Genomic DNA, 15,152 nt, shown 5'->3' on the forward strand with positions numbered 1-15,152 from the left:
TTTCGCTAGTCGATGACCGCGGTTTCGATCGTCACCGGGAGCTTCGGCTTACCGTCGCCCGGCTGGCTGCCGGCGGGGCCGGGGGTGATCCCGCCCTCGTAGACCTTGTCCAGGACCGCGAGTCCGGGCTCGTCGACCTTGCCCACGATGGAGTAGTCGGGACCCAGTTCGCTGTCGTCGATGACGATGAACAGCTGGCTCGACCCGGTGTTGGGGTTCTGGCCGCCCTGGCTGCTGTTGGCGATGGCCACGGTGCCGCGCGGGTAGACGACGGGCTGCGATCCGCTCATGGGATCGGGCTGTCCGACCTTCTTCAGGTCGGTCGGCGGCTCGTCGGGGCTGGTCCAGCCCGGACCGCTCATGCCGGTGCCGGTCGGGTCGCCGCACTGCAGGATCTTCAGCTTGTCGCTGGTGGTCATGCGGTGGCAGGTCGTGTCGTCGTAGAACTTGTTCTCGATCAGCGAGGTGACCGCGGCGACGTTGCAGGGGGCGCCGTCACGTTCCAGGGTGATCGGCAGAACACCCTGGGTGGTCGTGAAGGTGGCCTGCTCGGTACCGGACTTCAGGACCTTGTCGTCGGGCTTCGGGGACTTGCGTTCGTTCTTCGCCGCCGCCTTCAGCTCGTCGAGTTCGGCCTGGTACTGCGGCCGCTGATCGGCGGGCACGTTGTCGGGCACCTGGTCGGGAAGCTGGTCGAACCGGCTCGGGGAGTCCTCGAACGCACAACTGGTCCAGCGTGCGGCCTCGCGGTCGTCCATGATCTTCTTCACCACGACGGCGGTCACGCCGGCGACGACGGCGACCACGACGGCGGTCGAGACCGAGGCGATGACGATCTTCCGCTTCCGACGGGCGAGGCGTTCGGTTTCGAGGCGTTCCTCGAGCTTCCGCTTCGCTGCCTCGCGGCGCTCCTCATTGGTGGTCACGCGGGTGGATCCTCCTGAATCTCGGCATAGTCGTGCCGACAATCTGCGCGGATGTCACTTACTCGAGAGGCAAGTCTGCCAGTTGTACCTGAGAACAGCGTTCAGCGGGTGTTGGAGTGGGGTGTCGACGCCGGGGAATCGGTGCGTGGAGAACCGGCTGTCGGTCGCCGTGGGCAGCTAGGACACAATGGAGGGACCCGCGACCCTCGAGGAGTGCCATGCTGATCACCGGATTCCCCGCCGGCATGTTCCAGACGAACTGCTACGTCGTGGCGGCCGAACCCGGGTCGGATGCGGTGATCATCGACCCCGGCCAGGACGCCGCGCCCCGCGTGCGTGAACTGCTCACCGAGAACGATCTCACCCCGGTCGCCGTCCTGCTCACCCATGGCCACCTGGACCACACCTGGAACGCCACGCAGCTGTGCGACGAGTACTCCATCCCCGCCTACATCCATGCCGCCGACCGGCCGATGCTCACCGATCCCGGCCTGGGCATCGGACGCGCGCTGGGCGCGATGATCGGCGACGAGAAGTTTCGCGAGCCGGAGAAGGTCATCGAGTTCTCCGACGGAGAACCGGTCGAGCTCGCCGGCATCCACTTCTCGGTGGACCTCGCACCCGGCCACACCCAGGGATCGGTCCTGCTGGGCATCGAGGTGACCGTGCCGGGGGAGTCCCCGTCCGACACCCCGACGAGGGTGCAGGTCCGTTTCGCCGGCGACGTCCTCTTCGCCGGCTCCATCGGCCGCACCGACCTGCCCGGCGGCAGCCATCAGCAGCTGCTCGACTCCATCGCGGCGAAGCTGCTGCCGCTGCCGGACGACACCCTGGTTCTCCCCGGCCACGGGCCGCAGACCACCATCGCGCAGGAACGTGCCACCAACCCCTTCCTGGCCGGCCTGCGGGCTCCGGGAACCGACACCACCATCGCGACTGATCGACCGAAGGGACGACACGGACTGTGAGCGGAGCATTTCAGGCACCCCGGGGCATCCCGGACTACTTCCCGCCGAACTCGGCGGATTTCCGGAAGGTGCGGGACACGCTCACCGACGCGGCGCGTCGTGCGGGATACGGGCACATCGAGCTGCCGATCTTCGAGGACACCGCGCTGTTCGCCCGCGGCGTCGGCGAATCGACCGACGTCGTCAGCAAGGAGATGTACACCTTCAACGACCGCGGTGACCGGTCGGTGACGCTGCGCCCCGAGGGCACCGCGGGTGTGGTGCGCGCGGTCATCCAGCACGGCCTCGACCGTGGACAGCTGCCGGTCAAGGTCTGTTACGCGGGTCCGTTCTTCCGCTATGAGAAGCCGCAGACCGGTCGCTACCGCCAGCTGCAGCAGGTCGGCGTCGAGGCCATCGGCGTCGACGACCCGGCACTCGACGCCGAGGTCGTGGCCGTCGCCGACGAGGGGTACAAGCGTCTCGGACTGTCCGGCTACCGCCTCGAGATCACCTCGCTCGGCGACGACGCGAGCCGCCCTTGCTACCGGGAGGCGTTGCAGGATTTCCTCTTCAAGCTCGACCTCGACGAGGCGACCCGAAAGCGTGCCGAGATCAACCCGCTGCGCGTGCTCGACGACAAGCGCCCGGAGATCAAGGAGGCGACCGCGAACGCGCCGCTGCTGATCGACTACCTGTCCGATGAGGCGAAGGCCCACTTCGACCTCGTGCTGGCCAACCTGGACCGGCTCGGCGTGGCCTACGAGATCAACCCGCGACTCGTGCGCGGCCTGGACTACTACACCAAGACCACCTTCGAGTTCGTCCACGACGGCCTCGGTGCACAGTCGGGCATCGGTGGCGGCGGCCGGTACGACGGCCTCATGCGCCAGCTCGGCGCCAAACAGGACCTCTCGGGTATCGGCTTCGGCATCGGCGTCGACCGCACGATGCTGGCCCTCGAGGCCGAGGGAGTCGCGGGCACGCAGGCGGCGCGCTGTCAGGTCTTCGGTGTCCCGCTCGGTGCGGACGCCAAGGCCGAACTGGTCGGTGTCGCAGGCGCATTGCGCGCGGCCGGGCTCAGCGTCGACCTCGCCTACGGCGACCGCGGACTCAAGGGCGCGATGAAGGCCGCCGACCGGTCCGGTGCGCGGCTGGCGCTGGTGCTCGGCGAGAACGAGCTGGCCGAACGCCAGGTCGAGGTCAAGGACCTGAGCAACGGTGAGCAGCACCGTATCTCACTCGATGACGTCGTCGTCGAGGTCACCCGGCTGCTTGGCTGACGTCCGCGCGACGCGCTTTTCAGACGTCGTTGTCGGGGCCGGTCATCTCCTCGGCCAGGACGTCAAGTGACACCCCGCCCAAGGCCAGTGCGCGGGTGTGGAAGTCCTTGAGCGTCCACTCCGGGTGGGCGCTGAGGGCGGCGTGCCGGGTCTGTTCCCAGACTCGTTGTCCCAGTGCATAGGACGGTGCCTGGCCGGGCCAGCCGAGGTATCGGTCGAGTTCGAAACGCAGCACCGAGTGGTCCATGGCCACCGAGGCGGTCAGGAACTCCCACGCCTTGTCGGCATCCCAGATCCCGCCGCCCAGGGACTCCGGTGCGGGCAGACGGCAGTGCACGCCGATGTCGACGACCACGCGTGCCGCGCGTAGCCGCTGTGAGTCGAGCATGCCCATGCGGTCGCCCGGGTCCTCGAGCCAACCCAGTTCGTCCATCAGCCGCTCGGCGTAGAGCGCCCAGCCCTCACCGTGCCCGGAGGTGAACGACGCCAGCTTGCGCCAGGTGTTCAGGTCGGGATCGACGATGGCCGAACCGAGTTGGAGGTGATGGCCGGGGACGCCCTCGTGGTAGACGGTCGTCTTCTCCTGCCAGGTGTGGAAGACGGTCTGATCGTCGGGGACCGCCCACCACATGCGGCCCGGCCGGGACAGGTCGGCGGTCGGCTGGGTGTAGTAGATGATCCCGGTCGACGACGGCGCGAGGCGGCATTCGAGCCGGGACAGGCGGGCGGGGACGTCGAAATGCCGGCCGGCGAGTCCGGTGACGGCAGCGTCGGAGGTCTCCTGCATCCAGTCGACGAACTCGTGGCGGTCGTGGATCTGGTACTGCGGCTGGCGATCCAGCCAGGCGAGTGCCTCGTCGACGGCGCGGCCGGGGAGAAGTGACTCGGCGATCTCGTGCTGTTCGGCGACGATCTGCTCGAGGCGGGTCAGCGCCCAGGCGTAGGCGTCCTCGGGGTCGGCGTCGGCACCGAGGTACGCCGGCAGGTGGAGCAGGTAGCGATCCCGGCCCACCGCGTCGTCGTCGACGGAGGCCGGCAGGACCTCGGTCTCGAGATAGTTGGCGAACGTGCCGAACGCGGTGCGGGCCGCGTCGAGGGCGGTGCCGAGCGTGCCGGCGAGTGCCGGGTCGGCGGCGATGGACGCGGTGTTGTCGGTGATTGCGTCGGTGGCCGAATCGGCTTGTCGCACCACGGCCGCCACCTGTCGGCGCGCAACCGGGGGGCCGTGCCGCAGGCGGTGCGCCAGCCCGTCGACGGCGCGGTTCAGCGCACCCGGGATCGCGGTGAGGCGGGCGAGGAACACCTCGCGGTCGGTCCGGGTGTCGGTGGGCATCAGATCGAAGATGTCCCGCATCGCCTGCAGCGGCGAGGCGATGACATTGCACTCGCCGATGTGCTCACCGGCGTCGGCGAGGGCGAGTTCACGACGCAGCGACGCAGACATCGTCGCGACCGTCACCCGGTCGACGGCGTCGACGACGGGTGCTTTCGCAAGTGCCGTCAGGGTGTCGGCGGCGACCGCGGCCCGCTCGGCACATGCCTGCGCGGAGAAGTCGGTCAGGGCATCGTCGTGGTCGCCGTGGCCGATCTCGGTACCGAGCAGGGGATCGAGCTCACACAGTCGATCCAGGTGCGCCTCGGCGATCGCATCCACCTCGGTGCGTTCGCGCGGGCTCGTGGGGGTCGCGGCGGTGGGGGTCATCTCGAGGTCGCGTCAGAGATCGTTGGTCGCGAAGGTGTCGCACCGGTTGGGGTCACCGGACCGGTACCCGATGCCGAACCACTTCGCGCGTTGCGTGGCCGATCCGTGCGTCCAACCCTCCGGGTTGGAACCCGGGCCCTGGATGGTGTCGTCGCCGATTGCCTTGGCGGTCTGGATGACCGAGGAGATCTGCTGCTCGGAGATCGGGGCGAGCAACGCGTCGGGGCCGTTGTCGGCGTGGTACGCCCAGACACCGGCGAGGCAGTCGGCCTGCAGCTCCACGCGCACCGAACCCGACCGCGGTCCCTGCGAGCCCATCCGCTGCCCCTTGGCCAGGGCGCCGGTCAGGTTCTGGATGTGGTGTCCGTACTCGTGGGCCACCACGTACTCCTGGGCGAGCGGCCCGTCGCTGCCACCCATGCGGCGCAGCTGGGTGAAGAAGGACGGATCGAAGTACGCGGTGCTGTCCGCGGGGCAGTAGAACGGCCCGGTCGCCGCACTGGCCGCGCCGCACCCGGTGTCGACCGAGTCGGCGAAGATGACCGTCTTCGGCGGCTGGTAGCCGGGCATGAGCTCCGACCACACCTCGTCGAGGCTGACGGTGGTCGCCTTGATCCGGCAGATGGTGTTCTCGTTCGCCATCTCCCAGGTGCAGGAGTCGAGCTGCTGCTGGATCTCGGCGGCACCCGACGAGGTGCCCTGCTGAGGGGCCTGGCTGCCGAGGAGTTCACCGGGGTTCACGCCGAACAGCAGCGCCACGATCGTGATGATGAGACCCGCACCACCGCCGAGCGCGATCCGCCCGACACCGCCACCGCCGCCGCCGGAGACGTTGCCGGTGTCGATCGATCCGCTGCCTTGGAATGTCACGCGGTCATTCTGGCACGCCGCGGTGCGCGGACCGGGCATCTCCGGGTGGCCGGGTTCAGGACACCGACGCCGATGCGGCACGATGGGTACCTGGCCTGCGTTTCCACCGGGTCACGAACAAGCCGACACAAACAACGCCTCCGTCGCCGCCCGCGAGACCGGGCCGGCCGCACGACGTTGGGAAGGACTCTCAGTGCTCCGCACGCATTCCGCAGGTTCGCTGCGCCGGGCCGACGCGTCGCAGACCGTCACCGTCGCCGGTTGGGTCGCGCGCCGACGCGACCACGGCGGTGTGGTGTTCATCGACCTGCGCGACTCCACCGGCCTGGTTCAGGTGGTCTTCCGCGAGGAGTCGGTCGCCGCGGCCGCCCACCGCCTGCGCGCCGAGTACTGCGTCGCCGTCACCGGCGTGGTCGAGGTCCGTCCCGAGGGCAGCGAGAACCCCAACCTGAGCTCCGGCGAGATCGAGATCAACGCCGTCGAACTCGAGGTGCTCAACGAGTCGGCGCCGCTGCCGTTCCAGCTCGACGAGTCGCCGGGCGAAGAGGCGCGGCTGCGTCACCGCTACCTCGACCTCCGCCGCGCGGGTCCGAGCGCCGCCCTGCGCCTGCGGTCGAAGGCCAACGCCGCCGCCCGCGGTGTCCTCGCCGCCCACGACTTCGTGGAGATCGAGACCCCGACGCTGACCCGCTCGACGCCCGAGGGCGCCCGTGACTTCCTGGTGCCCGCGCGCCTGCAGCCCGGCACCTTCTACGCCCTGCCGCAGAGCCCGCAGCTGTTCAAGCAGCTGCTGATGGTCGCAGGCATGGAGCGCTACTACCAGATCGCGCGTTGCTACCGCGACGAGGATTTCCGCGCCGACCGCCAGCCCGAGTTCACCCAGCTCGACATCGAGATGAGCTTCGTCGACCAGGACGACGTCATCGCGGTCGCCGAGGAGATCCTGGTGGCGCTGTGGAAGCTGATCGGCGTCGACATCTCGACCCCGATCCCGCGCATGACCTATGCCGACGCGATGCGTCGCTACGGCTCGGACAAGCCGGATCTGCGATTCGACATCGAACTCGTCGAGTGCGCCGAGTATTTCGCGAACACCCCGTTCCGCGTCTTCCAGGCCCCGTACGTCGGTGCCGTCGTCATGCCGGGCGGGGCGTCGCAGCCGCGTCGTCAGCTCGACGCCTGGCAGGAATGGGCCAAGCAGCGCGGCGCCCGGGGTCTCGCGTACGTGCTCATCGCCGAGGACGGCACGCTGTCCGGCCCGGTCGCCAAGAACCTGTCGGAGGAGGAGCGCGCCGGTCTGGCCGCCCATGTCGGCGCGAAGCCGGGCGACTGCGTCTTCTTCGGAGCCGGCGAGGTCAAGCCGACCCGCGCCCTGCTCGGTGCGGCGCGCGGCGAGATCGCCTCGAAGCTCGGTCTCATCAAGCAGGATGACTGGGCGTTCGTGTGGGTCGTCGACGCACCGATGTTCGAACCGACCGCCGACGCCACCGCGTCCGGTGACGTCGCACTCGGACATTCGGCCTGGACCGCGGTGCACCACGCGTTCACCTCGCCCAAGCCGGAGTCGATGGAGAAGCTCGACACCGATCCGGGCGAGGCACTGGCCTACGCCTACGACATCGTCTGCAACGGCAACGAGATCGGCGGCGGCTCGATCCGTATCCATCAGCGTGACGTCCAGGAACGCGTCTTCGAGATCATGGGCATCGGGCACGATGAGGCGCAGGAGAAGTTCGGTTTCCTCCTCGACGCCTTCGCCTACGGCGCCCCGCCGCACGGCGGCATCGCCTTCGGCTGGGATCGCATCACCGCGCTGCTCGCCGGTGAGTCCTCCATCCGCGAGGTCATCGCCTTCCCGAAGTCCGGCGGCGGCGTCGACCCGCTGACCGATGCACCCGCGGCGATCACCCCGCAGCAGCGCAAGGAGTCGGGCATCGACGCCAAGCCGGCACCGCGCGGCGGAGCCGAGCGGGCCGATGGCGCCCCCGAGAAGGCGGCCGAGCAGAAGGCAGCAGCCGACAAGTAGATCCCCAGAGAACGAAAAGCGGTGGCCGAGCGTGAGTTCGGCCACCGCTGTCGTCTGTGCGCGATCGCCGACGGGCGGCCGCTGGGCATCTGTGGTGTGATCACTCCCATGTCTGCGAGCGCGTGCAATCCGGAGGTACGCCGGTGACGATCAAGGTGGCCCTCGAGCACCGGACGAGCTACTCCTTCGATCGCCCGACGAAGATCTACCCGCACGTGGTCCGGCTGCGCCCGGCACCACATTCGCGGACGCCGATCGAGGCGTACTCGCTGAAGGTCGAGCCGGGGGAGCACTTCCTCAACTGGCAGCAGGACGCGTTCAGCAACTACCTCGCGCGGCTGGTGTTCCCGGAACCCTCGACCACGCTGAGCATCACCGTCAGCCTCGTGGCCGACCTGACCGCGATCAACCCCTTCGACTTCTTCATCGAGGACCGGGCCGAGCACTACGGGTTCGAGTACCCGGAGGAGCTGCGCCGCGACCTGGAGATCTTCCTGCGCCCGGTCGGTGTCGGCGAGGGCGAATTCGCCGGTGCGCCGGTGCATCCGGAGGTCGCCGCGTTCGCCGCGAAGCACAAGCCGGTCGGCAGGACACGCGTCATCGACTTCCTGGTGGCGCTGAACAGCGCGGTACGCGAGGCGGTCGGCTACACCGTGCGTCTCGAGGCGGGTGTGCAGACACCCGAGTTCACGCTGTCGAGTGCGATCGGTTCCTGTCGTGACTCCGCCTGGCTGCTCGTGGCCCTGCTGCGCGAACTCGGTCTCGCGGCGCGGTTCGTGTCCGGCTATCTCGTGCAGCTGACCTCCGACATCAAGTCGCTCGACGGCCCGTCGGGTCCCGACGCCGACTTCACCGACCTCCACGCGTGGACCGAGGTGTACCTGCCCGGTGCCGGCTGGGTCGGATTGGACCCGACCTCCGGCCTGTTCGCGGGGGAGGGACACATCCCGCTCGCGGCGACACCGCATCCGGTGGGCGCCGCACCGATCACCGGCGCGACCGGCCCCTGCCACGCCACGCTCGATTTCTCCAACACCGTCACGCGCTTCCACGAGGATCCGCGCGTCACCCTGCCGTACACGCCCGAGCAGTGGGATCGCGTCGTCGACCTGGGTGCGCTCGTCGACGAACGCATGGAGCGCAACGACGTGCGTCTCACGATGGGTGGCGAGCCGACCTTCGTCTCCATCGACAACCAGACCGCGCCCGAGTGGAACACCGCCGCCGACGGCCCGCACAAACGGCTTCTGGCGTCCCGGCTCGCCGAGCGTCTCAAGGCGGCCTACGCGCCGCAGGGCCTCATCCAGCGGAGCCAGGGCAAGTGGTATCCCGGAGAACCGTTGCCGCGCTGGCAGATCGAGATCATGTGGCGTGCCGACGGCGAGCCGGTCTGGCGTGATCCGGACCTGCTCGCCGACCCGTGGTCGACGCCGGAACAATGCGCGTCGGCGATCGAGACCGAGACCTACGGTGCCCACCCGGACAAGACCGTCGACGCCGAGCCCGCACAGAAGCTGCTGACCGCCTTCGCGACCGACCTCGGCCTGCCCACCGACCAGGTGATGCCGGCCTACGAGGACCCGCTGGTGCGCATGCGCGAGCTGGCCGCCATGCCGCCCGGAGACCCGGGCGACGACCCGACCCTGCCCACGGCCCGGAAGTTCGCCCAGTCGGAGTTCGACGTCGACCTGGAGACCCTGCAGGACGGCGACGAGGAGGAGCTGGCGCCCGAGAAGGACTCGGTGGCGCGACGCCGTTCACTGCTGGCCCGGCTCGACGCCGCGGTCGACGACCCCAGCGCCTACGTCCTGCCGCTGAACCGGTCGGAGGACCGGACCGCCTGGCAGAGCGCGGTGTGGTCCCTGCGACGCGGCCGCATCGTCCTCACCCCGGGCACCTCGCCGGCGGGTCTCCGTCTGCCGCTGAACTCGTTGTCGTGGGGGCCGGCGCCGACCATGTTCGAGGCCGACCCGACGGCGCGACGCGAAGCACTTCCGGCCGACCCGGCAGAAGCACTCGGCCACTCCGTACGCGCGGTGGACCCGTCCGAGTTCCTGCCGCGCACGGCGGTGGTCGCCGAGGTCCGCGACGGCGTGACCTATGTGTTCATGCCGCCCACCTCGACCGGCGAGGAGTTCCTCGCCCTCATCGAACTCGTCGAGGGCGCCGCCGCGGCGACGTCGACCCCGGTTGTCATCGAAGGCTATGGGCCGCCGTCGGATCCGCGTCTCACGTCACTGTCGGTGACCCCCGACCCCGGCGTCATCGAGGTCAACATCCAGCCGACGGCGAGCTTCGCCGAACAGTCCGAACTGCTCGAGTCCCTCTACGACCACGCCCGCCAGGTCCGGCTCGGCACCGAGAGCTTCGACCTCGACGGCAGTCACGGCGGCACCGGCGGCGGTAACCACATCACGCTCGGCGGGACGACGCCGGCCGACTCGCCGATGCTGCGCCGCCCCGACCTGCTGGCGTCGATGCTGACCTACTGGCAGCGACACCCGTCGCTGTCGTATCTGTTCTCCGGCCGCTTCATCGGCACCACCTCGCAGGCGCCGCGCGTCGACGAGGGCCGGGAATCGGCGCTCTACGAACTCGAGATCGCCCTCGCCGAGATCGACCGGCTCGCCGCCACGGTCGCGGACCCGCGTGGGACCGGCCCCAAGGGCGCCCACAGCGCCGACGAGCCCGATACGAACGCACCCAATCCGTGGGTCACCGACCGTGCGCTGCGGCATCTGCTCACCGACATCACCGGCAACACCCACCGCGCCGAGTTCTGCATCGACAAGCTGTACAGTCCTGACTCGGTCCGCGGCCGTCTCGGCCTGCTGGAACTGCGCGCCTTCGAGATGCCGCCGCATCACCGGATGGCGATGGTCCAGTCGCTGCTCGTACGCAGTCTGGTGTCGTGGTTCTGGGAGAAGCCCTACCGCGCCCGGCTCATCCGCCACGGCGGCGACCTGCACGGCAAACATCTGTTGCCGCACTACGTCATCGAGGACATCGCGCTCGTCGCCGAGGAGCTCCGTGAGGCGGGCTACCCGTTCGAGACCGCCTGGCTCGACCCGTTCACCGAGTTCCGTTTCCCGCGTCTGGGAACCGTGCAGATCCGTGATCAGGAAGTGGAACTCCGCGGTGCCATCGAACCCTGGAACACGCTGGGGGAGGAGTCGACCGGAACCGGCACCGCCCGGTACGTCGATTCCTCCGTCGAGCGGGTCCAGGTGCGTGTCCTCGGCGGCGAGGACGACCGGTACCTGTTGACCTGCAACGGTTTCCCCATCCCGCTTCGGTCCACCGGCCGCACCGGCGAACGGGTCGCCGGCATCCGGTTCCGGGCCTGGCAGCCCCCGAGCGCTCTGCACCCGTCGATCAGCATCGACACCCCGCTGACCTTCGACCTCGTCGACACCGTCAACGGCCGGTCGGTGGGCGGTGCGACCTACCACGTCGTCCACCCGGGTGGTCGCGCCTACGACCGCCCGCCGGTGAACGCCGTCGAGGCCGAATCGCGTCGCAACGGGCGCTTCGAGGCGTCGGGTCACACCACCGGCACCGTCGACGTCGGATTGCTCCGGGAACGACAGGCCCGGCAGGCCATCGACTTCGGGGTCCCCGGGATCCTCGATCTACGGCGGGCACGTACAGTTCTCCGGTGACCTCTCCACCGGGCAACGCTTCCGCGGTGTTCGATGCATCCACGGTTTTCGACCGTTACCGTGACGAGGGTTACACGCTCTTCGACGTCGCCGGAACCGGCGATCCCGACCTCGTTTCCGGGGCCCACTACGACGAGCTCCTCGACTCCGCCGGCATGGTCCGTCCCGCGTGGGAAGACCTTGTGCGGCTGTATCAGCGGCGCGGTGACAGCCGCCTGCGCGAGTCCGCGGACCGGCTCGCCGCGGCCGTCCGGGACGACGGCGTGGTCTACAACGAGTTCGACGGTCAGACCACCCACACCCGCGACTGGGACATCGATGCGGTGCCGCTCCTCGTCGACGGCGTCGAGTGGGCCGAGCTGGAGAAGGCGATCACGCAGCGCTCGATGCTGCTCGATCTGCTGCTGCGCGATCTCTACCGCGATCAGAAGACCATCACCTCCGGTCTCGTGGCGCCGGAGATGGTCTTCGGGCACCCCGGTTACATCCGCAAGGCGGCGCGCCTCGAGGTCGCCGGACCCCATGCCCTGTTCCTGCACGCGGTCGACATCTCGCGGTCCGCCGACGGTCGGTTCGTGGTCTACCGCGACCGCACCCAGGCCCCGTCGGGCATCGGTTTCTCGATCGTCGGCCGGCGCCTGCTGACCAAGGCCCTCCCGCAGCTCTTCCAGGCGTGCGCGCCGCGCCCGGTGACCGGTTTCGCCGGGACGATGCGCCTCGCGCTCGCCGAGTACGCCCCACCCGGTGTCGACGATCCGACGGTCGCCGTGCTCAGCCCCGGCAGCATGTCCGAGACCGCCTTCGACCAGGCGTATCTCGCGTCGGCGCTCGGCTACCCGCTGGTCGAGGGTGCGGACCTCACCGTGCGCGACGGCGCGGTCTACATGCGCTCTCTCGGCAGGTACAAGCGGGTCGACGTCCTGCTGCGCCGGGTCGACGCCGCCTATGCCGACCCGCTCGATCTGCGGACCGACTCCCGGCTCGGCGTCGCCGGTCTCGTCGAGGCGATCTCGCGCGGCAACGTCACGGTGCTGAACACGCTCGGTTCCGGTGTTCTCGAGAACCCCGCCCTGCACACGGTGCTCGAACGACTCGCACCCGTCCTGCTCGACGAGGAGCTCGCGCTCGGCTCGGTCAGCACCTACTGGGCCGGAGATGACCTGGAGCGCAGCAAGATCCAGAGCCGCGTCGGATCGCTTGTGCTCACCAACACCCGGACTGGCGAGGAGTTCGTCGGCCCGCTGCTCGACGCGCGGACCCGGGCCGAGGTCGTCGCGCGGATCGACGCGCAGACCTGGCGATGGGTCGGACACGAACTCGACGCCTACTCGGTGGCGCCGACCGTCACCACCGGGACACGACCCGGACGCCACACCACCGCGCTGCGCGCCGCACCCGTGTCGATTCGCGCGTTCAGCGTCGCCCAGGGTCCCACCTACGCCGTGATGCCCGGCGGCCTCGGCGCCGTCCTGGCCGACGGCGTCGAAGGGGCCGCCCACCACGTCGTGTCGGCCAAGGACGTCTGGGTCACCAGTACCGAGGTCGGCGGACATGTGTCGCGTCGTTCGGAGACCCGCGTCGAACCGGCCGGTGAGGTCATCCCGGAGGCGGGGCGTCCCGTCTCGCTCGAGTACTCCGAGGTCGCGGCCGCCGCGAGTCCGCGTGTGCTCGCCGACCTGTTCTGGCTCGGCCGCTACGCCGAACGCACCGAGCAGGTCACCCGCCTCGCGAAGGTCTCCCGCCAGCGCTATCAGGACTTCCAGTACCGGCCGTGGATGTCGGGTACCCCGGCGGTGCCCCTGCTGCTCCATGTGGTCACGACGATCACGGGGACCGACGGCTACCTCGACACCGCGGATCTGGTGCTGTCGGGCACCGACCGGCAGCCCTCGCCGGAACAGGTCAACGAGGCCATCGAGAAGATCGCCGACCTGACCGTGGCCCGGTCGATCCCGGGTTCGGTTGCCTACTCGGTCGACCGCCTCGTCGGCGCCGCGCGCGCCGTTCGCGACCAGATGTCGACCAGCACGTGGATGGTCCTGGCGCCCGTCGAGCGGGTCGTCGCGAGTACCGCGCGTCTGGTCTCCCGGTCGCGGGCGGATTCCGCCGACGCGGGCACCGAGGGTCTGGGCGACGCCGCCCTCGACCTCGGTCCGGACCTCGCGCGGGCGCACGAGGAGATCCTGCACGGTGTTCTCGCCCTGACCGGACTCCAGGAGGAGTCGATGGTCCACGACCCGGGCTGGATGTTCATGGACCTCGGTCGACGCATCGAGCGCGCGATCACCCTCGCCGACCTCACCCGGGCGATGTTCACGCAGGCCCACGACACCGACACCGAACAGGCGCTGCTTGAGTCGTACCTCGCCGCCAACGAGTCCTCGGTGATCTACCGGCGCCGCAACCGCGGTCTGTACCGCTTCTCGAGTGTCGCCGAGCTGCTGCTGTTCGACCCGACCAACCCGCGTTCGATGATCTTCCAGCTCGAGAAGATGAACCACGACCTGACCTCGGTCCCCGAACCGCTGCGCTCGGCCGGGGCCGAGCGAGGGGTGCAGGACATGATCGCCGAACTGCGCCGGAGCGGTCCGGCCGACCTCGCCGGCGTCGACTCGCAGGGTCGGCGGACCGACCTCGCCGACCTGATGACCACACTGCGAACCGGTTCCCGTGAACTGTCCGACCTGCTCAGCAGGACCCGCTTCGCCGTGCCGCGCCAGGCGCAGCCGATCTGGGGCGGGGGTGAGATGTGAGCACCCGCGTCTACCGGGTCATGCACCGGACCCGGTACACCTACAACGACGACGTGTCCTCGTCGTACGGCCGTTGCTACCTGACCCCGCGCGACCTGCCGGGACAGCGGGTGCTCTCGGCCACCGTCGACATCGAACCAGAGCCCGACGACCGGTCGACGGGCATCGACGTCTACGGCAACAACGACAGCTACTTCCACGTCCGCACTTCCCATCGGGAACTGACGGTGACCGCGCGCTCGGTCGTCGAGGTCGACGGCGTCGACCAGGGCATGATCATCGGTCCCGCGGCGCGCGCACCCTGGGAGTCGGCGCGCCCGGCGGTGGCCGGTAGTCGCGAGGCCGCGCTCGCCGCCGAGTTCGTCATCGATCTCGATCCGCCGGAGATCACCGCGTCGGTACGCGACTATGCGTCCCGGGTGTTCACCCCGGGACGACCGCTGATCGAGGCCGTCACCGACCTCACCACCCGGATCTTCGACGACTTCACCTACCGCTCGGGATCGACGGCGATCTCGACGAGGGTCGACACGGTGATGCAGCGGCGCGAGGGTGTCTGCCAGGACTTCGCCCGGGTCGCGATCGCGTGTCTGCGCTCGGTCGGACTCGCCGCCCGCTACGAGTCCGGGTATCTGGCGACCGATCCGCCACCGGGCAAGGAGAAGATCTTCGGCGCCGACGCGAGCCATGCGTGGGCGGCGGTGTGGATGCCCGACGGCCGCTGGCTGCCGTTCGACCCGACCAACGACAAACTGGTCGACGAACGCCACGTCACCCTCGCCTGGGGCCGCGACTACGACGACGTCCCGCCGCTGCGCGGGGTCATCTACACCGACTCGACCAAGAGCCACATCGACGTCTCGGTCGACGTCAGTCCGGTCGAGGACGAATCACCCGACCCGGCCGGCGCGACCCCTCCGGTTGTGTCCACCGAGGGCGCAACCCGGCACGAATTGTGAGCCGGTCCGCTAAACCCCTGGGAG

At 69.5% G+C, this 15,152-nt stretch carries 9 protein-coding genes; 6 read left to right on the plus strand and 3 right to left on the minus strand.

Annotation, left to right across the window (positions count from 1 at the left end; genetic code table 11):
• Window positions 1-5 precede the first annotated feature (5 nt).
• On the minus strand, window positions 6-926 hold the full coding sequence (locus C5O27_RS14315) for a peptidylprolyl isomerase (RefSeq protein ID WP_042375798.1): 921 nt from the start codon (window positions 924-926) through the stop codon (window positions 6-8).
• Between the two features lie 218 nt (window positions 927-1,144).
• Here C5O27_RS14315 and C5O27_RS14320 point away from each other — a divergent pair, with 218 nt between their 5' ends.
• Together C5O27_RS14320 and hisS are read left to right on the plus strand one after the other, a co-directional pair.
• Window positions 1,145-1,894: an MBL fold metallo-hydrolase gene (locus C5O27_RS14320; protein WP_035751449.1), complete on the plus strand. Its 750-nt coding sequence runs from the start codon at window positions 1,145-1,147 to the stop codon at window positions 1,892-1,894.
• A complete protein-coding gene (gene hisS / locus C5O27_RS14325) occupies window positions 1,891-3,156 on the plus strand; it encodes a histidine--tRNA ligase (protein WP_127962979.1) in 1,266 nt (421 codons plus the stop codon). Before C5O27_RS14320 ends, hisS begins: the two co-directional genes overlap by 4 nt.
• Before the next feature lie 19 nt (window positions 3,157-3,175).
• Here hisS and C5O27_RS14330 read toward each other — a convergent pair whose 3' ends face one another.
• Both C5O27_RS14330 and ypfJ read right to left on the minus strand, forming a co-directional pair.
• Window positions 3,176-4,858, minus strand: a complete 1,683-nt coding sequence (locus tag C5O27_RS14330) for a DUF885 domain-containing protein (protein ID WP_006356970.1) — start codon at window positions 4,856-4,858, stop codon at window positions 3,176-3,178.
• Between the two features lie 12 nt (window positions 4,859-4,870).
• Window positions 4,871-5,728: a KPN_02809 family neutral zinc metallopeptidase gene (gene ypfJ, locus C5O27_RS14335; RefSeq protein WP_040003919.1), complete on the minus strand. Its 858-nt coding sequence runs from the start codon at window positions 5,726-5,728 to the stop codon at window positions 4,871-4,873.
• Between the two features lie 193 nt (window positions 5,729-5,921).
• On the opposite strand from ypfJ, the gene aspS reads away from it, so the two are divergent.
• The 4 genes from aspS (at window position 5,922) to C5O27_RS14355 (ending at window position 15,128) form a co-directional block, all read left to right on the plus strand.
• Window positions 5,922-7,754 (plus strand): aspartate--tRNA ligase, encoded by a 1,833-nt coding sequence (gene aspS / locus C5O27_RS14340; protein ID WP_127962980.1) that lies wholly within the window; start codon window positions 5,922-5,924, stop codon window positions 7,752-7,754.
• 143 nt (window positions 7,755-7,897) lie between these two features.
• Entirely contained in the window at window positions 7,898-11,416 is a 3,519-nt protein-coding gene (locus tag C5O27_RS14345) for a transglutaminase family protein (RefSeq protein WP_006356967.1), read from the plus strand.
• Window positions 11,413-14,169, plus strand: coding sequence for a circularly permuted type 2 ATP-grasp protein (locus C5O27_RS14350; RefSeq protein WP_127962981.1), 2,757 nt, complete (start codon window positions 11,413-11,415; stop codon window positions 14,167-14,169). Before C5O27_RS14345 ends, C5O27_RS14350 begins: the two co-directional genes overlap by 4 nt.
• Entirely contained in the window at window positions 14,166-15,128 is a 963-nt protein-coding gene (locus C5O27_RS14355; protein WP_006356965.1) for a transglutaminase family protein, read from the plus strand. Before C5O27_RS14350 ends, C5O27_RS14355 begins: the two co-directional genes overlap by 4 nt.
• Window positions 15,129-15,152: the final 24 nt, after the last annotated feature.

Source organism: Gordonia alkanivorans (genome assembly GCF_004011905.1).
GTDB classification, from domain to species: Bacteria; Actinomycetota; Actinomycetes; order Mycobacteriales; family Mycobacteriaceae; genus Gordonia; species Gordonia alkanivorans.